Source organism: Pedobacter paludisoli (assembly GCF_052344095.1).
GTDB lineage: Bacteria > Bacteroidota > Bacteroidia > Sphingobacteriales > Sphingobacteriaceae > Pedobacter.
In genome coordinates this window covers 3,477,760-3,499,875 of record NZ_CP179926.1, presented here as the reverse complement: position 1 = coordinate 3,499,875, position 22,116 = coordinate 3,477,760, and the positions used below count along the sequence as shown (strand labels likewise).

Genomic DNA, 22,116 nt, shown 5'->3' with positions numbered 1-22,116 from the left:
ATTAGAAGCGAACTAGGCTGTAGCAGATATTAAGAAAAGTCTAAAAATTGTTATTTTAGTAGGCGAACAAATCCTTAAACGCAGCGTTAAATTCGAAGATTATTTATAAGCAAATTATCAAAACAACCACAACAAAAATTTTATCTTGGGCTATTCCTTTCGAATTGAGAACTATTTATTCTAGCGCATAAGTATTAGTACGAAGAAGAAGTTAAGCAACTGGAATTAAGGGGGCACAAATATTTAGATGAGTCTAAGATTATTTTCTAAAGAAGCGTACATTCTCAACAATTGTTTAGAACATAACATAAACTACACAATGAGTTAAAACTATTTATATTGTTTTGTGCTAAATAAAATATATAGTTCGAAATGGAAAACACGCGTTTAAACATAAGTTCAGATTTGCAGAAATTCATCAACAAATTTGAACCAAGCAAATTCAAAGTTATGACAAAAGGCATTGAAATTAGAGGTATTAATAATTTACACAGCACTATTCAGCAAGCGAAAGCAATTATCAATCATTTAAACCTAAAGCTTGTTGTTTTTCATTCGGCAGAAATGCTTAGCTACAGAGGCTTTGAGGTTAATAACCTGTAATCGCGCTTTTTTCAATCTGCATAAAGCACATGATTAAATACTATTAAGTGTCGGTTTCATGCAGTTTATTATCATATCAACGGCAAACCAATTGCAACAATAACCGGTTTAGCACCCGATTACCATATAAGTTTTAAGCAAGTTGGTAAAAATATCTACCAGGCAGAACCAATTTCCCAAACAGAAGGCCAAACCTTATACCATAAGCCGTACAAAATAATACTTCGGATTTTCGGGAAAACAAAAAAGCCTTAACTTTTTCCAAGTTAAGGCTTTTTCTTGCGGAATGGACGGGACTCGAACCCGCGACCTCCTGCGTGACAGGCAGGCATTCTAACCAGCTGAACTACCACTCCGTTAAAATTTTTAGGTATTGCTACCTGTATATGTCAAGTATAGAAAAGCCCTAACTAATTAAGTTAAGGCTTTTTGCGGAATGGACGGGACTCGAACCCGCGACCTCCTGCGTGACAGGCAGGCATTCTAACCAGCTGAACTACCACTCCGTTTCTATTATTTCCTCAGGGTTAAATCGCTTATCCCTTTCGAGGTTGCAAATATAGGCACAATATCCTTATTTGCAACATTTATTTTAAAATAATTGTAAGCAACTATCCTACAGCGCCTTCTTGCATTTTTTCAGCATTTTCAGCAAACTGCAAGGCATCAATAATCTCTTGAATTTCACCATCCATGATGGTTGGAAGGTTATACATCGTTAAACCAATACGGTGTTCGGTCACACGTCCTTGTGGATAATTATAAGTTCTAATCTTCGCCGAACGGTCTCCTGTTGATACCATTGTTTTACGTTTTGCTGCAATATCGCCATTCTTTTTCTGCAATTCAATGTCGTATAACTTACTACGCAACATCTCCATGGCAATAATACGGTTACCCAATTGCGAACGCTCACGTTGGCAAACCACTACAATACCCGATGGTTTATGTGTTAATTGCACTTTGGTTTCTACCTTGTTTACATTCTGTCCACCAGCACCACCTGAACGCGACGTTTGCAATTCAATATCTGCCGGATTAATGTACAAATCAATCTCCTCTGCTTCAGGCAAAACCGCTACCGATGCCGCCGAAGTATGCACACGACCTTGCGTTTCCGTATCCGGCACGCGTTGTACACGGTGTACACCACTTTCGTATTTCAACTGTCCGTAAACGTCCTCGCCACTCACCTTCAAAATAACCTCTTTGTAACCACCTGCAGTACCTTCCGTTACATCAACCGTTTCCACAGCCCAGCCTTTGGTCTCAAAATAACGTGTGTACATGCGGTATAAATCGCCCGCAAAAAGCGCCGCTTCATCTCCCCCGGTACCACCACGAATCTCAAACACCGCATTCTTAGCATCCTCCGGATCTTTTGGAATCAACATCAAACGAATGTTACTTTCCATTTCTTCCTGTTGTTTCAGCAATAAATCCAACTCCTCCTTCGCCATTTCACGCATCTCGGCATCCTTTTCGGTTACTAAAATCTCTTTATTTGCCTCAATATTGCTCATCACATTCTTGTAGATTTTATATTCGTCTACAATCTTGCCCAAATCTTTATATTCTTTATTTAAAGCTGCAAAACGTTTCATATCCTGCACCACATCAGGATTACTCAATTGCTCCTCCACATCTTCCCAACGCAACTTTATTGCTTCTAATTTATCTAACATATTCTTTGCAAAAAATGAAAATCCCTACTCATCAGCATACCGCCAAAAATTAGGAAATGCAAAAATAAGCAAAAAAGCTGAATAGTAAGTAGTGAATAGGGCGTAGTGAATTGGTAAACGTGTAAAACTGCGGGAATTGCTAAATTGTAGGGACCGACAAAATTGTGAATTGATGAAGTAGTGAGTTGTTCAATTAGTCATTAGGGAACTAATAAAATCAGTCTTGATACTTCGCTTTGGGCTTTCAACTTTTTACCACTTTCAACTTTGGGCTTAAGACTAAAGGACTTTGGACTCTCTACTCCCTGCTGTCTTAATACTTAAGATCTTTGTTCCTTGCTCCTTTATCTTTATTCTCTATTAAAGTATTTCAAATGCAAATCCTGCCCATCAAACACACCATACGAATCGTACGAAAGCCATTCGCCAATATTCACATACCGACTCCCGTTACCCAAATCCAAATCCATTGGCAAATGTCGGTGCCCAAAAATGAAGTAATCGAAATGCTCCTTTTGCAATTGTTCCTTCGCGTAAATGGCTAACCATTCTTTATCAATCCCAAAAAAAACCTCCTCTGGGTCACTCGCCGCACGACTACTTTTGCTCCAATAATCGGCAATACCAATACCCAAATTAGGGTGAATACGTGCAAACAACCATTGACAGGTTTTACTTCTGAAAATTTTACGCAAAAATTTATACTTAGAATCCCCCGGGCCTAAACCATCGCCATGATGCAAATAAAATTTCTTGCCCCCTCGTTCAATAATCAGTTCATCGCTAATTATTTCCAACCCAATTTCTTGGGTAAAATAATCGCGCACCCACATATCGTGGTTACCTTTAAAAAAGTAAATTTTGATGCCTTTATCGGCCATTTCAGCTAATTTGCCTTGAAAACGAATAAAGCCTTTTGGAACAACTTTGGCGTATTCAAACCAAAAATCAAATACATCGCCCATTAAAAAAAGCTCGCTACAAGTGGGCTCAATAAAGTCGAGCCATTTAACAATACGTTTTTCCCTAGCGCGACTTGCCGCGTAACTAGGCGTACCTAAATGAAAATCGGATGCGAAATAAATATTTTTAGTCATGAGAAAATCAAAGTTAAGTCAAAAAGAAGAAAGAGCAAAAAGAACAAAAACATTAGCTTGAATACTTTCTACATCAACAAAAATCAAATAATTAATTATTTCTATTATTAATTATTTTAATTTCGTTAAAAAACGACTTAAAGCAATGGCAAACAACTATCTAAATTTTATTTCCGATGAACATTTATTCAATTGTATTAAAAATTTACACAAGGCATATTTGCGAGCCAAAAACAACATCACAAAGAGAACTCTCTACACAAATAAAGTCGACACCATCAAACTTACTTTTGACGCTCAGTTCAATAATATCAACGAAGAAGACCTAATCCAATCAGAAATCCTTCGTCAAATTGATAAATCTATTAATAATTCAATTGGCACGTTTCATGAACAAATTTTAGGAGGAATAAATGGCTATGAAGTTGGAAAATTAAGTGGTTTTGACATCAAAGCAAGCGACGGCACTCTTTTTGCCGATATTAAAAACAAACACAATACAATGAATAGTAGTTCGGCTGAGGCCTTATTTCAAAAATTGGCACGGTATGCTGACGACTACAAAAAGGCGAAATGCTATTGGGTTCAGATTTTAGCAAAAGGAAGTTTTAATGAACATTGGAAAGGAGAAATCAACGGCAAAGAATACAGCCATTCAAGAGTTTTCAAAATCTCAGGCGATCAATTTTATACTTTACTTTCTGGGCAAGATGATGCACTTTTTCAATTATACAAAACCTTGCCAAAAGCAATTAGTGATTACCTAAAGACTAATGAAAATGACCATATGACCAAAGAAAATTCAGCATTAAACGAAATTACATTGGAAACCAAAAAGTCTAACCGCAACATTATTGACCAAATTACATTTGAGAACTATAGCTACTATTTGGGATTCGAAAAATTGTAATAGTCATTCAAAAATTTAACAATAGAATATCCAATTTCGCGCCCTAAATTAACAGGAACTGCATTACCGATTTGCTTGTATTGCTGAACTAAAGATCCTACAAACTCCCAATCATCAGGAAAAGTCTGTATCCTCGCGTATTCTCTAACCGTAAATGGTCGAGTTTCATCTGGATGGCATCTTTCAGTTTGCTTTTGAGCAGGGCTACAGGTTAAAGTTAAACAAGGTTCGTCCCAGCCTATTCTTCTTGCAATACCTGTTTTTCCTCCTCCCAAATAAAAACTTCCTCCCATAAATTCTTTTTGAATATCCAAAGGTAAATCACGCCAATATCCTTTTGGAGGTACTAAATCCAAAACTTCCTTTTTACTCAATGGATATTTTGCTCCGGTAGATTTAGGTACATTACAATCAAATAACTCTCCCTTTTTTAAAGCATCCTTTAAATTATAAACCTTCTTATACGGTCTTGGATATTCATATTTTAAGTTAATATCCTTTCTAACTCCCACTAATATCAACCGCTCTCTTTTTTGAGGAACTTTGTAATCTATCGCCTTCAAAACTTGTACAGGGACTACATTATAGCCTATTTCATCCAAAATAGAAATCATTCCCTGCAAAGTTTTCCCATTTTCATGACTCAATAAACCTCGCACATTTTCACCAATACAAATCAGAGGATTTACTTCCTGTACCACTCTAGCAAACTCATAAAACAGTGTACCTCGAGCGTCGGCTAAGCCTAATTTTTTTCCCGCATAACTAAATGCTTGGCACGGAAAACCACCAGTAACCACATCAACTTTGTTAGCATACTCGGAAAAATCAAAAGTTTTAATATCTCCTTCGAGTACATTCCAATGAGCTCTATTTTTACGCAACGTTTGACACGCATATTTATCGATCTCGTTTAATGCAACGCATTTCAGTCCAGCCTTTTCCATTCCCACAGCTAGACCTCCAGCTCCTGCAAACAATTCCAAAACTTTATACTCATGAAGTGGTGCAACCTGGTTTGAAACAGTTTCGTTTAAATCAACATGAAGAAAATCAGAAAAGAGCTCCATCACCTCCGCCTTACGATAAACTCTATAATTACTCATTGGCTCACGAACAGCAATCAACTTTCCCTCTCTATCCCAACGTCTTAATGTCTCTTTATTTTTCCCTAGTAATTCTGCAGTCTCAGAAAGCGTCAAATATTCACTCATAACCAAATTATAAAACATTATGCAATGGTTACAAATCTATAATAAAAATTAAAATACACAAAAGAAATTACTAAAAAAATTAGCTTTAATTCGTTTCTATTATTTTAATCTTACTATTAAGAATCGATATTTATAATTAACAGAAATATTAGGGTCTATTTTACTATAGAAATAATCAAAATCTATGTGTTTACAATAAAAAACAACAAAATTAAAATAATCTAGTAACCCTATAGACCAATTATAATTTTATTATGTTTGCAAATAGAAGCAATCTTTCGCTTTGTTGAACTTTAAAACATATAAAATATTGAATAACGGCCAAATACAAAATTATATAGAATACTTCTAAATAAGGTGTTTAATAACGGTTTATTTTGTAACTTTGGCACAAATTTTTTTACATGATCTCTACTGATATAGCCATTATTGGCGCTGGCCCAGTTGGTTTGTTTGCCATTTTCGAGGCTGGATTATTAAAAATGCGTTGTCATTTAATTGATTACCTACCACAAGTGGGCGGTCAACTTTCTGAAATATACCCTAAAAAACCGATATACGATATCCCTGGTTATCCTTCTGTATTGGCTCAAGAGTTAATTGATAACTTAATGGAGCAAGCTAAGCCCTTTCATCCTACATTTACTTTGGGCGAAAGAATTGAAGGCTTAGAAAAACGTGGTGAAGCCGATTTCGTGTTAACCACCAATATGGGAACGGTAATCGAAGCAAAAGTAGTAGTTATTGCTGGCGGTTTAGGTTGTTTTGAGCCACGTAAACCTGCAGTAGAAAACCTTGAAAATTTCGAAAATGGAAAAGGGGTTAACTACATGATTTTAGATCCGGAGAAATACCGCGATCAAAAAATGGTTATTGCAGGTGGTGGTGACTCGGCCTTAGACTGGACCATTTATTTGGCTGAGGTTTGTTCTGAACTGACTTTGGTACACCGAAGCGAAAGTTTCCGTGGAGCGCCTGACTCAGTAGCAAAAGTAATGGCTCTTGCCGAAAGCGGAAAAATCAACTTAATCTTAAATAGCAACTTAAATGCTGTTTATGGTGGCGATAAATTGGAACAAGTAGAAATTATCCAAAACCGCAGCATGGAAAAAACGGTTGTGAATGCCGATCACTTGATTCCTTTGTTTGGCTTAAGTCCTAAGTTAGGACCAATCGAAAACTGGAACTTAAACATCAGCAAAAGTGCAATCGAGGTTAATACCGATGATTATTCAACTAACATTCCGGGTATTTATGCCATTGGCGATATCAATACGTATACAAACAAATTAAAGCTAATCTTATGTGGTTTCCACGAAGCTGCTTTAATGAGTCATAGTGCGTATTCGTACATGAATCCGGGGGTAAAATATACCATGAAATACACAACCGTTAACGGAGTTTCAGAATTTTAAGCATTCTGTTATATTTGCAGCATAAAAGCGAGCTTAAAATGGAAAATAACATTACAATATACATGCAAGAACCGGATGGTTCTGTAACTACTCACGAAGCACCAACCGATATGGGTTTAAGCTTAATGGAGTTTTTAAAGGCATCAGAGTACGATGTTTTGGCTACTTGCGGCGGAATGGCTTTATGTGCTACTTGCTGCGTGGATGTATTGGAAGGCGAAGAAAAATTAAATGAAATGAGCGATGACGAATATGCCATGCTTGATACGCTTCCTGATTTATTACCAAACTCGCGTTTGGCTTGCCAATTGCAATTAAATAACAACATGGATGGATTAAAAGTGAAGCTTCACGGCGTATCTTAAAATCAAATTCTATAGATAAGTAAAAGGATGTTCACATAAACGGAACATCCTTTTTTTATGTTTAAGCAATTTTATATTTGAGATTCTGTGCTCTATGACAGCGAATGATTGTTGGCTACAGTAGCAAAACATAACTCTTTACCCGCTGTGGTAATACTTGGTGCACTCTGTGGTAAAAAAATGTATTCCTTTACTCGTTTAGCCTCCCTCTTTTCTTTCCTGTCTCTTGCCGACAGGGACTCCGAACTTTCGGACTTTCCCCTTTCCTGCCTCTTTTGCCGGCAGGGCAATTTACTTTTGTAGGCCAAAAGTAAACAAAAGCCTTTGTCAATCCGGCTAGGCAGCTTTACCCACAAGGCCTTTGCTCAAAACAAAAACAGTCTCGCTAGGTTTTGTGGAGATTGGTTTTGTAAAAAAATTTGTTTCTCCCACAAAACTGAATAGAACAATGCTCGGTAGTACACATTCGAATGTTTCTGTAGCTGTTTTTATTTTCTCCCGCTGCTGGGGATTGACGGGCGTTCTTCTGTTCCTGACTGCTTTTTGAACGTTTGTTTTACAAGTATGTCGCTCAAAATTTTGCTGTCATGCTGCGGCACAACGTGTTCCGATTATTCGGAAAAGCATCTCTAATTAGGAAGTTGTTAGCTTTGCTACGCGCGCAATATCAATTCACCTCTACTGCCCCTTTTTCCAAAGCAATTAATAGTCCCAAAAAACAAAAAACCCCCACCAATTCTTAACGTAAACAGGTGAAGGTTTTTTAAATTATTTCTAGCCTGGTTATTTCCTAGAAACAGGTCTATCTGCTGGATTTACCCCCCAAGATGCTGAAGGCTTATTCCCCATGTAAATCTGCATAGTACCACCAGCAGCAATATTTTCGAACAAAATATATGATTTTGTGTAGGGTTTCCCGTTCAATACAATTTTCTGGATGTATTTATTTTCATCGCTATTATTCAGCACTTTGATATCGAATTTTTTATTGTTCGCAACTTTAATACTGGCACTATTTAGCAGCGGTGAACCAAAAATAAAGGTGTTATTTGCCGGATTCACTTCGTAAAAGCCCAATGCCGATAGGATATACCAAGCACTCATTTGGCCAACATCCTCATTGCCGCACAAGCCATCGGTTTGATCGGTGAAAAACTCTTTATCTATTTTACGAATTAAATCAGCTGTTTTCCAAGGCTGTCCCGCGTAGGCATACATATACGGAATATGATGCCCTGGCTCATTCCCTTGTGCATAGTTTCCAATCAAACCCGATATATCCGGCGAACTTCCCTTCGCTAACTCAGCAGGTACTGTAAACAAAGAATCGAGCTTGGTTACGAATTGCTTTTCACTACCAAACAATTTTATTAATCCCTCTGGGTCTTGTGGAACCAACCACGTATATTGCCAAGCATTCCCTTCGGTATAATCATCATCTCGGTGCTTAGACGCTAAAGGACTAAAAGGCACATGCCATGTTCCATCGGTCATTTTTCCGCGCATAAACTGTACGTTCGGATCAAAATATTCTTTGTACAACATCGCTCGCTTCATAAAATACGTATAATCCGCAGTCTTGTTTAAGGCTTTTGCCATCATGGCGATGCAATAATCATCTATCGCATACTCCAGCGCTTTCGCTACCGATTCTCCTACTTTATCAGCCGGGATGTATTTTAGCTCTTGAATGTACTGGATACCGTCTGTTTTTTGCATGGCAGATTGCTTAATGGCCTCATACGCCAAAGCAACATCAAAGCCCCGAAAACCTTTTAAATAAGCATCTACAATTACCGGAACAGCGTGATACCCTACCATCGTATTGGTTTCGTTGCCTACCAAATGCCAAACCGGCAATTTACCTTGCTCTTTGTAAATAGCCAACATGGTATTGATAACATCTTTTACTTTTTCAGGATGAAGGATGGTATACAACGGATGCGCGGCGCGATACGTATCCCACAAAGAGAAGGTAGTTAAATTATTAAAGTTAGCCTGGCGATAAACTTTCTGATCAGCTCCTCTATAATCTTTGTTTACGTCGTTAAATAAAGATGGTGCAACCATGGTATGAAACAACGCGGTATAAAATATTTTCTTTGTTCGTACGCTAGCCTCAATTTGTACTTTACTTAATTCCCTTTGCCATTTCGCATCCGCTTGTTTCACCGTATTGGCAAAATCCCATCCTGGCAATTCCGTTTTTAAATTTAATAGCGCATTTTCTGTGCTCACTGGCGAAATAGCTACTTTAATTTGAAGTAAATCGTTGGGTATTTTCGCAAAATCTACCACCGCTTTCAGCTTAATTGCCTTTGCTTCTTTCCCGTTGAGGGCCGTACTATCGTCGTAGAATGTGCATTTTGTGAATGGTTGCGACAATTTAATGGCAAAAAACACACGTTGATCATTGGCCCAACCTTTAGAGTAACGGTAACCCGTAATGGTTGTTGCATCTACTTGCTCAAATACAGCCTCAGTTGTTTTATCCCATCCCATACCTTCCGACAGATCGATCATCACATGAGGGGTTACTGCATTTTTTGGAAAAGTATATCGGTGAAAACCCACACGTTCTGTCGTGGTCAGCTCTGCCTTGATGTTATATTTATCAAGCAAAACACTGTAATATCCAGCCTTTGCTATTTCGTTCTGATGTGAAAAGGTCGACAAATATCCATTCGGTGCATCGGCTGTTTTCCCTTTTTGAAGCAAGGTTTTTCCGGTTGTTGGCAAAATGGAAACGTCGCCTAAATCGCCTATACCTGTGCCACTTAAATGGGTATGGGCAAAGCCTGTAATGGTATTGCTTTTATAATTGTATCCGCTACACCAATCCCATCCTTCTATAATATTATTTGGACCTAATTGCACGGCACCAAAAGGAACATTCGCCCCTACGAAAACGTGTCCGTGTTTTGCCGACCCAATAAACGGATCTACATACTGTGTTAATGAACTATTCTGCTGCGCAAACGAGTGGTTTGCCACAAAAAATGCTCCTAACAATAAAAATAATTTACGCTTTTTCATTTGTGATTAGTTTGTTTTCAAAGCAAATTCGCTTCTTTCTATTTATATTTTTGATAAACGTCCCAAAGGGATGTAACGGTAATTGTTGGTTGCTGTATTGGCGTATCAAACGTGATGATTTTCTCTTTATTCGGTTCCAAATCGAAGTAATTATCACTGAGCGTGCCAGTATAATTTTGTACATCGATGTACACATATTTGGCAAAACTACTGGCTTTCAAAACCAAGCCATTTGCTGTTTCCTTAATCGTTATATGCGGATTATGTAAAGCTAAATCTTTCGGCTTAACAACATCTCTTTGCAGCTTATTATCGTCGCGGTACGCTTCTTTAACTGCATACCAAGCTGCCTTCGGACTCCGGTTGTAATAATCGGTAATGCTCCAGCTAGCTACTGGCCAACAATCGTTCAGTTGCCAAAGTAAGGTGCCCATGTTGTATGGTGCTTTGCTGCGATGGATTAATATCATGTTCTTAAAGCCATAATACTGCACACATTGTGTTAAATAGGTATAATCTTGGACCGATAATTTATTAATCTTTGCCGAATCAATCATGTACATTTTCAAATACCCTTCTATTTTAGCAAATCCATTGCCGGCGCGCTGATGCGTTTGAAGAACACTTGAAAACAAATACCGATCTTGTGGTTCGCTAATGGCCAAGGTGCTTGAATAGTTGGGCATTGCCTGCATGCCGTATTCACTCACAAATCGCCCTGTTTTTTGCTCAAAAACCTCAAAAGGTTCGCCACCCCACCAAACACCCCAGTAATGGCTATCGCCTTGGGTAAAGCTCGTTTTAACACCCCATCCATATTTTGGCGAAGAACTTATGTAGGGGCGGCTATCATCGAGCATTTTTATCCATTTCGGAATGCTATCTCTAAATAACCGCGTGTAATCGTTCCATAATTTTGCTGAATCCTTTGGAGCAATCCGAAACTGATTTTGCCAGCCCCAGCGGTTAAAAGCTTCGTCGATTTCGTTGTTACCACACCATAGAACAATGCTTTTATGCCTGCGCAAGCGCTTTACTTGATACAACACCTCTTCTCGTACATTATCAAAGAAAGCTTTATCTCCAGGAACCATTGCACCCGCAAACATAAAATCTTGCCACACATGAATATTTAACGAATCGCATAAATCGTAAAAATCGTCACTTTCATAAATACCTCCACCCCAAATCCGCAGCATGTTCATGTTCGCTTTTTTGGCCATCATCAACATCTTGCGGTAATCGTCTTTCTTCATCCGGGTTACCAATGCATCAGAAGGGATATAGTTTGCTCCTTTCATGTAAATCGATTTACCGTTGATTTTAAAGAAAAAAGATTTCCCTTGTTGATCAGGCTGCTGCACCAACTCTACCTTTATTGGAGGTACAAATCGAGGCTCAGCCGGCAACTGATTATAGGCTTCTATTCGAACGGATTTCCAAATCCCAACGCCTGTTAATTTCGGCCCCCAATCCCATCCAAAATGAAACTGCGCTTTGCGCACATAGGCGCGAGGATTATCGGGAATAACATACGGCATATCGGCTTTTGCTAAAGAATCGATGGTATTTTGAGCGGAATGGAAACGAATAAAAAGTTTATTTTCTTTCGCTTTTACCTGAGCTTTAACATTTATCCGCCATTGGCGAAACATGTTGTTGGCTTGCAAAATGAGTTTACCGTTTAAAGAAACATCTGCATAGGTATCCAAACCATCGAAAACCAAGTCGATATTTTTCTGTGCAAATACCTGATTCGAAAGGTCAAATTCCGTTTTATAATCCCAATTTTCTTTTTCTATCCATTGTACTTTTCGCTCGTTATTGCGGTAAAACGGATCGGGAATTAATTTATTAGCAAGCAAATCGGTATGCACCTCGCCGGGAACTTCCGCAGGATACCATTCTTTAGCATCTTGTTCTTGAAACACCCAATTTGCATGCAGCATTTGGGTACTAATTTGTGCATCCGCTTTAAACAGCGGTAAAAGAAGCAACAATGCTGCAACTAGGTGGTTCTTTTTGATCATTCTTTCTAAAACAGAATTTTATTTATTAATTAGCGGCGGCCATTTCTTTACCAGGTTTACCAATTTCTTTATACGTACCGTCTCCATTTAAAATGGCCAACATTTGCGGTTGATTGGTCAGTAGTGTTTTTGCTGCACTCAGTTCTTTATCGTATTGGAAACTTTGTTCTATTCGCCCCTTTTCATAATAATAGCGGCTTACAATTTGCGTTTCCAACACCCGTTTTATTTCAGCTTTGTGTAGCGTTAAATCGGATCTCTTTGAAGAGGTCAATTTGTATTTTAGATTTTCTAAATCCATCTTCACTTCCTCTGATTTGTTTTCCCTTTGTGCTTCGGCGCGCAAATCGGCCAACAAGCGTTCGGTTCGACTTTGATAGCTTAAATCTTTGTCTGCTAAAGTACCCACAAAGGCATTGTAATCGGCATCGGTTATTTGAAAAGTTTTAGCGGCTGAAATGCTTGGTTTTTCTTTTCTATACTTGTTTGCGTAATTAAAAAACAGATTCTTATTGATCATCGAAATGGTCAGAGGACTTAGACGAACGGCCTCTAGCGGTAAATCGGGATACACGCCATTTCCGCTATATACCTTACGGCCGGCTTTCGTTTGATACATCACCATTAATGAATCTGCGAAACGCTCAACAGTTCCATCCGCATCGCGATGTGAATAATCGAGTTTCTGAATACAACGTCCAGATGCCGTGTAGTATTTGGCCACTGTAACTTTTACCAAACTGTTGTATGGCAAGTTAAACGTTTGTTGCACCAAGCCTTTTCCATAACTACGTTGACCGATGATAATTGCACGGTCTAAATCTTGCAAAGTACCAGCTACAATTTCAGAAGCAGATGCTGAATTGGTATTTACTAACACCACCAACGGAATGGATGGAGAGATAGGTTGAAACTGTGTTTTGTAGGCGATTGTTTTTTCTTCATTTTTACCTTTTTGCGTTACAACCAATATGTCTTTACTAACGAACAAATTGATAATTTTAACCGCTTCTTGTAAAATACCTCCACCGTTATTTCTTAAATCCAAAATAATACCTTTCGGATTTTCTTTGTTGATGCTCAGCAATGCATCTTTTACTTCCTGGCCAGAGTTTTCTAAGAATTTATCTAATTTAATATAGCCCAAACCGCTTTCTAAAACACCCGAATACGATACATTGGGTTGTTTTATTTCTTCTCGAATAAGTTTTTTAGCAAGTTCTTTACCTTCGCGTACAAAAACCACATCAATGGGAGTGCCTTTTGGCCCACGCAACATCTGACTTATTTCTGAGCGCTCTTTTCCCTTAACGGCAACGCCATCAATTTTCAAGACTTCATCGCCAGCTTTTACATCTTGCTTATTGGCCGGATATCCCTCCCCTACATCCGTAACAAACAATTTTCCATTGATAAACACGGTGCTGGCACCTATGCCTCCGTATTGGGTGCTTACATATTTTAAACGGTAATCTTGTATTTCCGATTCGGGCACATACTCGGTATAGGGATCTAAACTATCCAACATGGCATCAATACCTGTTTTCATCAATTTGGTGGCATTGGTTTCGTCCACATAATTAATGTTCAGTTCTTTATAAAGGGATGCAAAAATATCGAGGTTTTTAGAAACTAAAAATAAATCTTCTTTAAAAGAGAAAGATAGAATGGCTACTCCGGTTGCAAGACCGAGTAAAGTATATTTTATTTTCTTCATACCTTATGTGTTAATTTACCGTCTTTAAGCCGAATAGAAAAAAGACCTTTACTTGGTAAATGTACAAAAAGAGATAAAGATTAAAAATAGCTATTCTTACACTTGATTGGTTACGTAATAGAAAAAATACATAAACCGGCAGAATAGAAAATCGTTTTTATAAGCGATTTCCTTTGGTATCGGCCAACGCTTTTTGAATCGTAAACTCTACATACGTACGATCGCGTTTCACTAAGCGCATAAGGTCTTCAACCAACTGATCTTCTTTGCCAGGGGTAAACTCTAAAGGCTCATTCGCTAAATCGCGATATTTCCTTAAAAATTTTGTTTTTACCTTAAATGCAGTTTCTTCTGTTAGTTGAAAATTAGCCATAACCATTTTTTATTATGCAGCAAAAGTAAAAAATATTTATCGCAGCTACAGGTATTTTTTTTCATCCATATATCATTAATTTGATTCTAAATGGCTTAGCCAACAAAAAAACCGCTCTTCTCTCCCATTTTTCGACTACAAAACGCCCCAATTTCAAGCGTAAAAATTTTTATGTAATTAGTTTAGCATGATAATTGTATCGTGCTATCAACATATTATTAATTACAAACAATTGAAACCTTGTTGCGCCTTTTATCGTAAGTAGGTTTCATGATTTTTAAACTAATTCAAAACACAATGAAAAAACTAATCTTCTCTATTGTATTTGCCACAGTTGGCTGGGTAAGCGCTCAGGCTCAAGGCTTTAATTTAGGTGTTAAGGCCGGTATGAACATCGCTAAAATTAAATCAGACTTTACCAACGAAGACAATCAACTAGGTTATGTGGTTGGAGCTTGGGCTCGTTTTGGTGGCTCATTATACTTACAACCTGAGGCGTATATTGGCAGCAAGGGAACAAAATTTGTCAGCTTTGAAACAAACGGAACCACTATATCTGCTGAAAACAAAGTGAAATTTACAACCTTGGATATTCCGGTATTAGTGGGAACAAAATTTGGTTCAAAGAATTTGAATTTCCGTGTAATGGCCGGACCAGTTATTTCCTTTGTATTGGACGAGAATTCTACGTTTAGTTCTGGTTTCCAACAAGCGACTAACTTTAGCGATTACAAAAATCAGGCTTTAGGTATTCAAGCAGGTGCTGGAGTTGATTTGGGTGCTATCTCTTTTGATTTACGTTACGAGGCTGGTGTTTCAAACATTAGCAAAAGCGAAATGTATAAACAAAGACCAAGCTTATTTCAATTGAGTTTGGGTTTGAAGATTATATAATTTAATCCAAAAATGATTTTAGCAAAGCCGATGAATTTATTTCTTCGGCTTTTTTTGTTGTGGCTTATAGCAAACCTTGAAGCGTATAAAAACTTTCAAAATTAGCCTATAAATAAAAAAGCCAACGTAATTAACGTTGGCCCAAAACAATGAGAAAAAATTTAATTGTATTATCTAATTAAGAAAAAAGATAAATAAGGTTTCCGAACCGCATCTGTCCTACCGGCATAGCCGGTAGCAAATACGGTGTAAGATCTACGATTGGTAATCGTACTGGCACTCGTATAAGTAGCAATTGCTGTTGATGTTGGTGCAGTTCCTGTTAACCTGATACTCCAAGCAGTTCCAGTTGGTGTACCTGTAGGCAGTATAAAATAATCACTTGCAGATAAATAAGATAGATTTTTTGCTACAAGCGTCGTTCCATTATATAAATCCAGAGCTCCAACATTCGGCATTAAATGCACAAATCTATATTTAACAAAGCCAGAGTCAGGCAATGCAAAATCATCTGTTACCAACAAACTTTTTGTTGAAGATGTCGTACTTGTTGTATCTGTTACGTGTAAAGTATAATTTTTACCGGCCTCTGTAACAATAGATGTTTTGTAAAGCTCAAGAGAATCAATATTGGTGCCTTTTTTGGGTATAACGATGGATACCGTGTTATTTCCAGGTGATATTGTTAAATAATCTGGTCTAGAATCACCACCTGTATTGTATCCGCCTCCAGGATAAGGATATCTACTTGTGATAAGGGTACTTACTCTGGTTCCATTAACCTTAATTTGTACCCCTGGATTGGCTGTTAAAGCTATGTTGTAATTAACTTTCAACAACGCTTCATCTCCAGTAATTTTAGTATATTCTCCATAGTTAATCTCATTTTTGGTGCATGAAGCCAGGCCAAGAATAATCAAAACAGAAAGAATAGATATGCTATAAAATATTTTCATTTTGCTATGTATTAAAATTATGGTAAAGTAAACCAAGTCTCTTTTGTATGGTAATCATTCGCAAGGCCTCCCCATTTTGCTAATTCATTACGATTCCAAACATATTCTGAATTATATCTAGGTCTAATTCTATAGGCATACTTCGCTCCGCCATTATTGGTATAGAATTGTGAAGTTTCTAATTGCTTGTATGCTTTAAAAATAGTTGAATCGTAATGATACTTACGTAAATCGCACCATTGTTCCATTTGTGCCCAACCCCACTGAGCGATATACTTTTGCGCCATTATATCAGCCATGGTTAAGCTTGCGGCATTTTGCGCTACTTCAGAAGTAGCTAAATAAGCATTTATCTCAGCTGTTGTAATTGATGGGGCAACGGTTGTGCCATTTCTTCCATAAAGGTTTACGAAATCCATATGCCCTTTAATTCCATTTATATAAGCAGTATACGCTCCTGCTTTATCTCCTTTTATAAACAACGCTTCTGCTTTAGCAAATTGAAGTTGCGCATAACTCATAATAGGGTATCTTGCTGCATTTGCAAAAATATATTTCCCAGGAAATGGGACCGCTGCTGTTCCTGACACTGCACCTAAAACATGTGGAATTGTTTTTGTTGTTGCCCCATCGCCTAGGGTAACCACAATCCCTCGATAAACATTATTGGTAGCTGGAACCGTTGGTGTAGACATTGGGTTAATCATTCTTGTTAAACGAGGGTCTACAACTCCAGCAGAAGTTGCTGTAGGATTTGCGACTGCTGTACCTCTAACTCCACCTGTCAACAAATCTACAATTGGCTGTCCAATTCTACCATACAATGTAGAAGTGATTTGCCCGAAATTTTGACTTAATGGATTTGAATCACCGGTATTACTTGCGTTAACATACGCCGTTAAACCATTAAATGCAATTGTGGCATCATCTGCTGCAGTAGCAAAAGATAAATTTGTATACTTAACAACACTATCCGCATATTGATTTGCAAATTCTGGTTTATTCGTTAAGTGACTATATTGCTGAGCCAATAATCCATAGATAAATTTTTTCCATTTTTCGCGATCTCCTTTATACATTAAATCGCCCGACGCACCAGCTAAAACAGCAGAATAATTCGCTCCATCTGGTGTATTAAAACAAACCAATGCTTTTTGACACCATTCTCTAACTTTTGCGTAAACTTCCGGCTGATCTTGATAATTGAAACTTAGACGTCCTTCTTCGAAAGCCTGATCTAATATAACAGGGCCGTGAGAATCCGTCAACAACTGAAAACCCCAAGCTTTAATTGCATATCCAATACCTGCATAAGTCCATTTATTGTTCTTCTCAGAATCCTTAATTAATTCTTCTAAATTTAAACCTGAAGAAACATATACCATCCGCCAAATGTTCCCTCCATTGTCATTAGCAGGCTGATACCCGTGTTTTTCCCAGCTTAGCGCGGCTTCAGTCACATCCTGGGAAAGCATATTTTGGGTATATTTTGAGATTACATAATAATCTTGTGCAGAACTAATCGCCATTTGCGACATAATTGGAGGTAAATACAGCTCCGCTTTTGCTGTTTGAGGCGTTGCAGGATCGGTATTTACATCGAGCCATTTCTTACATCCCCCAAGCAAAAATAATACTGCAATGAGAGAAGCTATCTTAATACTTTTCATAATTAAAATTTATAATTTTAATACTTTTTACAATTTAATTCTTAACCCGATATTCACGCCAAGTGGTCTTCCCATGTTTCCATAATCAATCCCATAACCACCTAAACCACCCACACTTGGATTGTTACCATTTACATCGGGATCCATACCTGAATAGTTAGTAATTAAAAACACATCCGTTAGCGTAACGTATAAACCAAAGTCTGAAATAAACCCAGTTCTTTGAATTAACTTTCTAGGAAATTGATAATTCAATGTTACATCTCTTAATCGAAATGCTTTAATATTATGCTCAACAAACATTTCAGGCGCGATACCTGCTGTGGTAGAGCTATAATAATTACTATTTACAGCTGGCGTAACAGCAATGGTATTACGTGTTGGATTTGCTGTATTTTCTAGACCATCTTTAAGTACTCCGGTGATTACTCGCGGCTCATCTCTATCAAGGGTCTTCATACTTAACCCTCTTCTATATAGCTCATATTGCGTTTGATTGTAAACATCTCCACCAACCCTTAAATCAAAGAGAAATGAAAGATTAAAATCTTTGTACCTGATGTTATTTACAAATCCTAAGTTAAACTTAGGCGTTCTATCGCCTATTAAATAAAAGTCTGTTGAATTTTTCAGAATAGGAAGCCCTGTTGCTGGATTGATCAATAAATCTCCGGCAGCATTTCTATCATTCACCCATCCTCCTAAAGCTCCCGTACTTGATCCCGGAAATACAGATGCACGCACGCCGTCACCTAACCAGGTATCAGAGTCATAAAACTCAGGTAAATCTGCTCCGATAGAATTCACTGTTCCTTTATTATGCGCAAAATTGAAGGTCATATCCCAATCAAAATTTTGTGTTCGTACAGGAGATCCCTTCAATTGAATCTCTACCCCTTTATTAATCACATCACCACCATTCAAAACTCTAAGTGCCGCACCTGTACCATAACTCATCCTAGTAGAAACAATCTGTTTATGACTGTTTAAGGTATAATAGGTGAAATCAATACCAATTCTATTTTTTAGAAAGCTTGCTTCAAAACCCGTTTCAAAACTTTTGGTTTCCTCAGGAGTTAAATTTTTGTTTCCACCATTTGCAAGATCGTATGTAAAACCACCACCAGTACTTGTTGTAGTAACTAAACGTGTTCCTAAGGCATATAGCTTGTAAGGCTCCTTACCCGTGATACCATACGATGCTCTTATCTTTCCATCGCTTAACCAAGAAGCATCCTTTAAGATATTTAAGCGCTTATAATTAAATGCAAAACTTGCTGAAGGATAAGCAAAATAAGGATCGCTTGCGTCGAAATCATTAGACATCAATCTTGATGCGCCATCAACCCTTCCTGATAGGGTTAAATATAAAATAGACTGGTAGCCTAATATCGCCTGTGCAAATACCCCAGCATTTCTATATCTACCAATATATAGTCGAGCTGATTGCGTTGAAGGAAGTGTATTGTTGATACTGTAAAAATCAGGATCGAACATATTTTGTCCTCTTGCTGAATTTAATGTGTTATTCACATCTGAGAAGTTTGCACCAATAATATAGGTGTTTTCAAACTTTCCAAATTTATGTATTGCTGATGCTGTAATTGATCCATCATACCTCTTGTTTAGCGCCTGTGAAGTATTCACAACACCTCCTCTGGGTACTGATGCTGAGCCAGATCCAGAATAAGATTGAGTATGATAAACCACCAATCCATCTGTGTTTGAAATATTTGTTCCTAATATAGCCGTAACGTTTAACCATTTATTTGGTTTTATTACCACTGTACCATTCGCAAAAAAAGTATTTGTTTTGTCCGATGCTGTATTTTTATTTACATCCCAAAATGGGTTATCACTCTCATTATAAATTGTTCCTGTGGTAAGCACACGATTTCCTGCACCATCAATCCAGTTATTCACATCGTATCGAGCTGGGAACCTTAAGAGTCCCATCAAATATCCTTGCGAACCTTTATTGGCCTTTTTATTATAGGCATTTGTATAACTAAGTCTGGTTGTTACTTTTATGGCTTTTGATAAACTGGTAGTTCCAGTTAATGATGTTACAAACCTATTGTAAGCAGTAGTTGGGATTGTACCTTTATTGTTAACATATTCCGTCGACCATCTATAGGTAGTACCCTCATTACCTCCTTCAATAACCAAATTGTTTTTCTGGGCTATTCCGGTTTCAAAAAAACTACCGACGTTGTCATACGTTTTTTGAGCTGTAGGATATTTTGGGCCAAAAAAGTTAAACGATCCACCATTGTAAACTCCATTCGCATCTCCTTGGCTATAAACCTGCTGAACTTCTGGACTATTATTTACTGTTTCAATCCTCAAAGATCCGTTGTAAGAAACTGTCGATTTACCCGCTTTACCTTTTTTGGTGGTAATTATTATCGCTCCACTCGCCCCTAAACTTCCGTATAATGCCGTTGCTTCCGGGCCTTTTAAAATAGTATAGCTTTCTATATCCGCAGGATTAATGTCGGCGGCACGGTTGGTATAATCCTGATTTTTATTGGTTCCAGCCATCGCCATATTTGTTTGACTCACAACTGAGTTATCGATAGGGATTCCGTCCACAACCATTAAAGGAGAGTTATCCCCACTAAGGGAAACAACACCTCTCAAGATAATTTGTGAGGAAGCTCCCGGGTCTCCAGAGGTTTGATTTACGCTTAATCCAGCAACACGTCCTTGTAATCCGTTTACAAAATTCTCTCTTCCAGTAGCAGTAACTTCATCTCCTTTAACAACTGGTGTTGAGTAACCAAGACTTGCCTTATTACGGTCTAAACCATACGCCGTTACAACAACCTCATTCAAATTACTGGCATCTGATTTCATTACAACATTGACAATGGTTGCACCAGCAATCGCTTTTTCAATAGTTTTATAGCCAACATAGCTAAAAATTAAAACATCCGTTTTCAACGCTTTGATGATGTAGCCTCCATCGCCATTTGTTTGAGAAACAGTGTTTGTTCCTTTTACTCGAATTGAAACACCAGGAACTGGCCCGTCATCGGCGGTTACCTTACCGGTAATGGTTATTTGTTGCGCAAAGGCCTGTGCAAGCAACAAAAAAGTACCAAAAAGAATTAATAGTAACTTTTTCTTCATAAGACTTTCAATAGAAGGGTGATTAATAAAATAGTTTAGTTGTTAGTTTTAGTTGATATTTTAAATGTACGCACAAAACCGCACAAAAAAAGAATCAAGGGTAAATATATGAATGTTTTTTCATAAAAAATCCACACAATAATGCTTATCATTTGAAAATCACCAAATTTCATTGCACAAACACGCAAATACACGCAAAAATTAAAATATTTAAAATATCTTTATACATTCGTAAAAACCAAACTACCGTATGCTTAAAAAAGAACGCCACGATTTTATTATGCGCCAAATCAATCTACACAATCGTGTACTAACTTCCGACTTAGTTCAATTACTGGCGGTATCTGAAGACACCATTCGAAGAGATTTACAAGAATTGGTAGATGAAGGTCTATTATTTAAAGTACATGGCGGAGCTTTATCAAAATCGTACCACAGTTCTTTTGATGACAGTACCGTTTATGCGCGCGAAAGCAAAATTATAATTGCTAAAAAAGCCGTTTCTTTAATTAAGGATGGCATGGTGGTATTGATTGGTGGTGGTACGACTATCTTGGAGTTTGTAAAACAATTGCCCCAAGGTATTTCAGGCACTTTTTTCACCATTAGTCCGCTTGTTGCAGTAGAGCTAGCCAAATACAGCAACATTGAAGTTATTTTAATTGGTGGTTTGTTCTCTAAGAATTCCCAAATCACCTATGGAGGCCATGTAATTAGCCAACTTGCCGAAATTAAAGTTGATTTATGTTTAATGGGAACAAGTGCCATTCATCCTGAAGAAGGATTAACCGATACCGATTGGGAAATTAACCAATTAAAGAAAGCCATGATGGCTTCTTCAAAAAAATCGGCAGTGTTGTGCATTTCTGAAAAACTAGATAGTATTCTTCGTCTTAAAGTATGCGACATTGACAATATTTCTTACTTAATTACCGAACTAAACACAGAAGATGAAGCTTTAGCGCAATACCAACCGAAAGACATCCTAATCTTATAATCTACTGTCAAAAATTTAT

At 37.6% G+C, this 22,116-nt stretch carries 16 protein-coding genes and 2 tRNA genes; 6 read left to right on the top strand and 12 right to left on the bottom strand.

All coding sequences use genetic code 11. The features are described from left to right. Positions 1 to 372: 372 nt before the first annotated feature. A complete protein-coding gene (locus ACJVDK_RS14415) occupies positions 373 to 603 on the top strand; it encodes a hypothetical protein (protein ID WP_443937368.1) in 231 nt (76 codons plus the stop codon). A gap of 282 nt (positions 604 to 885) precedes the next feature. Here ACJVDK_RS14415 and ACJVDK_RS14410 read toward each other — a convergent pair. From ACJVDK_RS14410 to ACJVDK_RS14395, 4 genes are all read right to left on the bottom strand, one after another. Next, positions 886 to 959, bottom strand: a tRNA-Asp gene (locus ACJVDK_RS14410). A gap of 76 nt (positions 960 to 1,035) precedes the next feature. Next, positions 1,036 to 1,109 (bottom strand) — tRNA-Asp (locus ACJVDK_RS14405). A 105-nt stretch (positions 1,110 to 1,214) separates the two neighbouring features. Continuing rightward, the gene (prfA, locus tag ACJVDK_RS14400; protein ID WP_443937367.1) at positions 1,215 to 2,288 is read right to left on the bottom strand and encodes a peptide chain release factor 1; all 1,074 of its coding nucleotides are present in this window, start codon (positions 2,286 to 2,288) and stop codon (positions 1,215 to 1,217) included. A 350-nt stretch (positions 2,289 to 2,638) separates the two neighbouring features. Further along, positions 2,639 to 3,385, bottom strand: coding sequence for a UDP-2,3-diacylglucosamine diphosphatase (locus ACJVDK_RS14395; protein WP_443937366.1), 747 nt, complete (start codon positions 3,383 to 3,385; stop codon positions 2,639 to 2,641). 145 nt (positions 3,386 to 3,530) lie between these two features. On the opposite strand from ACJVDK_RS14395, the gene ACJVDK_RS14390 reads away from it, so the two are divergent. Continuing rightward, positions 3,531 to 4,295, top strand: coding sequence for an Eco47II family restriction endonuclease (locus tag ACJVDK_RS14390; RefSeq protein WP_443937365.1), 765 nt, complete (start codon positions 3,531 to 3,533; stop codon positions 4,293 to 4,295). On the opposite strand, the gene dcm is transcribed toward ACJVDK_RS14390, so the two are convergent. Further along, positions 4,271 to 5,509: a DNA (cytosine-5-)-methyltransferase gene (gene dcm / locus ACJVDK_RS14385; RefSeq protein ID WP_443937364.1), complete on the bottom strand. Its 1,239-nt coding sequence runs from the start codon at positions 5,507 to 5,509 to the stop codon at positions 4,271 to 4,273. The genes ACJVDK_RS14390 and dcm overlap by 25 nt on opposite strands. A gap of 404 nt (positions 5,510 to 5,913) precedes the next feature. Between dcm and ACJVDK_RS14380 the strand changes: the two genes are divergently transcribed. Both ACJVDK_RS14380 and ACJVDK_RS14375 read left to right on the top strand, forming a co-directional pair. Continuing rightward, entirely contained in the window at positions 5,914 to 6,924 is a 1,011-nt protein-coding gene (locus ACJVDK_RS14380) for an NAD(P)/FAD-dependent oxidoreductase (RefSeq protein WP_443937363.1), read from the top strand. A gap of 38 nt (positions 6,925 to 6,962) precedes the next feature. Further along, positions 6,963 to 7,289, top strand: a complete 327-nt coding sequence (locus ACJVDK_RS14375; protein WP_443937362.1) for a 2Fe-2S iron-sulfur cluster-binding protein — start codon at positions 6,963 to 6,965, stop codon at positions 7,287 to 7,289. 783 nt (positions 7,290 to 8,072) lie between these two features. Here the strand turns inward: ACJVDK_RS14375 and ACJVDK_RS14370 are convergent. The 4 genes from ACJVDK_RS14370 to ACJVDK_RS14355 all read right to left on the bottom strand — a co-directional run bounded on the left by ACJVDK_RS14370 (position 8,073) and on the right by ACJVDK_RS14355 (position 14,445). After that, a complete protein-coding gene (locus ACJVDK_RS14370; protein WP_443937361.1) occupies positions 8,073 to 10,325 on the bottom strand; it encodes a GH92 family glycosyl hydrolase in 2,253 nt (750 codons plus the stop codon). A 38-nt stretch (positions 10,326 to 10,363) separates the two neighbouring features. Beyond that, positions 10,364 to 12,355: a beta-mannosidase gene (locus ACJVDK_RS14365; protein WP_443937360.1), complete on the bottom strand. Its 1,992-nt coding sequence runs from the start codon at positions 12,353 to 12,355 to the stop codon at positions 10,364 to 10,366. Positions 12,356 to 12,380: 25 nt separating this feature from the next. Further along, entirely contained in the window at positions 12,381 to 14,072 is a 1,692-nt protein-coding gene (locus tag ACJVDK_RS14360) for a S41 family peptidase (RefSeq protein WP_443937359.1), read from the bottom strand. Between the two features lie 157 nt (positions 14,073 to 14,229). Then, the gene (locus tag ACJVDK_RS14355) at positions 14,230 to 14,445 is read right to left on the bottom strand and encodes a hypothetical protein (RefSeq protein ID WP_443937358.1); all 216 of its coding nucleotides are present in this window, start codon (positions 14,443 to 14,445) and stop codon (positions 14,230 to 14,232) included. A gap of 297 nt (positions 14,446 to 14,742) precedes the next feature. On the opposite strand from ACJVDK_RS14355, the gene ACJVDK_RS14350 reads away from it, so the two are divergent. Next, the gene (locus ACJVDK_RS14350) at positions 14,743 to 15,339 is read left to right on the top strand and encodes a porin family protein (protein ID WP_443937357.1); all 597 of its coding nucleotides are present in this window, start codon (positions 14,743 to 14,745) and stop codon (positions 15,337 to 15,339) included. Positions 15,340 to 15,509: 170 nt separating this feature from the next. On the opposite strand, the gene ACJVDK_RS14345 is transcribed toward ACJVDK_RS14350, so the two are convergent. Genes ACJVDK_RS14345 through ACJVDK_RS14335 form a run of 3 tightly spaced genes read right to left on the bottom strand, consistent with a single transcriptional unit; the run spans position 15,510 to position 21,100 of the window. After that, the gene (locus tag ACJVDK_RS14345; protein WP_443937356.1) at positions 15,510 to 16,295 is read right to left on the bottom strand and encodes a DUF4397 domain-containing protein; all 786 of its coding nucleotides are present in this window, start codon (positions 16,293 to 16,295) and stop codon (positions 15,510 to 15,512) included. Between the two features lie 17 nt (positions 16,296 to 16,312). After that, complete coding sequence (locus tag ACJVDK_RS14340) at positions 16,313 to 17,965, bottom strand: SusD/RagB family nutrient-binding outer membrane lipoprotein (RefSeq protein WP_443937355.1); 1,653 nt, start codon at positions 17,963 to 17,965, stop codon at positions 16,313 to 16,315. 27 nt (positions 17,966 to 17,992) lie between these two features. Further along, complete coding sequence (locus ACJVDK_RS14335; protein WP_443937354.1) at positions 17,993 to 21,100, bottom strand: SusC/RagA family TonB-linked outer membrane protein; 3,108 nt, start codon at positions 21,098 to 21,100, stop codon at positions 17,993 to 17,995. A 250-nt stretch (positions 21,101 to 21,350) separates the two neighbouring features. Here ACJVDK_RS14335 and ACJVDK_RS14330 point away from each other — a divergent pair, with 250 nt between their 5' ends. Next, positions 21,351 to 22,097: a DeoR/GlpR family DNA-binding transcription regulator gene (locus ACJVDK_RS14330; protein ID WP_443937353.1), complete on the top strand. Its 747-nt coding sequence runs from the start codon at positions 21,351 to 21,353 to the stop codon at positions 22,095 to 22,097. Positions 22,098 to 22,116 lie beyond the last annotated feature (19 nt).

Excerpts from the sequence above, each read along its gene's own strand:
- ACJVDK_RS14395 (WP_443937366.1), bottom strand. The coding sequence starts at position 3,385 with ATGACTAAAAATATTTATTTCGCATCCGATTTTCATTTAGGTACGCCT.
- dcm (WP_443937364.1), bottom strand. The coding sequence starts at position 5,509 with ATGAGTGAATATTTGACGCTTTCTGAGACTGCAGAATTACTAGGGAAA.
- ACJVDK_RS14340 (WP_443937355.1), bottom strand. The coding sequence starts at position 17,965 with ATGAAAAGTATTAAGATAGCTTCTCTCATTGCAGTATTATTTTTGCTT.
- prfA (WP_443937367.1), bottom strand. The coding sequence starts at position 2,288 with ATGTTAGATAAATTAGAAGCAATAAAGTTGCGTTGGGAAGATGTGGAG.
- ACJVDK_RS14355 (WP_443937358.1), bottom strand. The coding sequence starts at position 14,445 with ATGGCTAATTTTCAACTAACAGAAGAAACTGCATTTAAGGTAAAAACA.
- ACJVDK_RS14330 (WP_443937353.1), top strand. The coding sequence starts at position 21,351 with ATGCTTAAAAAAGAACGCCACGATTTTATTATGCGCCAAATCAATCTA.
- ACJVDK_RS14360 (WP_443937359.1), bottom strand. The coding sequence starts at position 14,072 with ATGAAGAAAATAAAATATACTTTACTCGGTCTTGCAACCGGAGTAGCC.
- ACJVDK_RS14390 (WP_443937365.1), top strand. The coding sequence starts at position 3,531 with ATGGCAAACAACTATCTAAATTTTATTTCCGATGAACATTTATTCAAT.
- ACJVDK_RS14365 (WP_443937360.1), bottom strand. The coding sequence starts at position 12,355 with ATGATCAAAAAGAACCACCTAGTTGCAGCATTGTTGCTTCTTTTACCG.
- ACJVDK_RS14350 (WP_443937357.1), top strand. The coding sequence starts at position 14,743 with ATGAAAAAACTAATCTTCTCTATTGTATTTGCCACAGTTGGCTGGGTA.
- ACJVDK_RS14370 (WP_443937361.1), bottom strand. The coding sequence starts at position 10,325 with ATGAAAAAGCGTAAATTATTTTTATTGTTAGGAGCATTTTTTGTGGCA.
- ACJVDK_RS14415 (WP_443937368.1), top strand. The coding sequence starts at position 373 with ATGGAAAACACGCGTTTAAACATAAGTTCAGATTTGCAGAAATTCATC.
- ACJVDK_RS14380 (WP_443937363.1), top strand. The coding sequence starts at position 5,914 with ATGATCTCTACTGATATAGCCATTATTGGCGCTGGCCCAGTTGGTTTG.
- ACJVDK_RS14345 (WP_443937356.1), bottom strand. The coding sequence starts at position 16,295 with ATGAAAATATTTTATAGCATATCTATTCTTTCTGTTTTGATTATTCTT.
- ACJVDK_RS14335 (WP_443937354.1), bottom strand. The coding sequence starts at position 21,100 with ATGAAGAAAAAGTTACTATTAATTCTTTTTGGTACTTTTTTGTTGCTT.
- ACJVDK_RS14375 (WP_443937362.1), top strand. The coding sequence starts at position 6,963 with ATGGAAAATAACATTACAATATACATGCAAGAACCGGATGGTTCTGTA.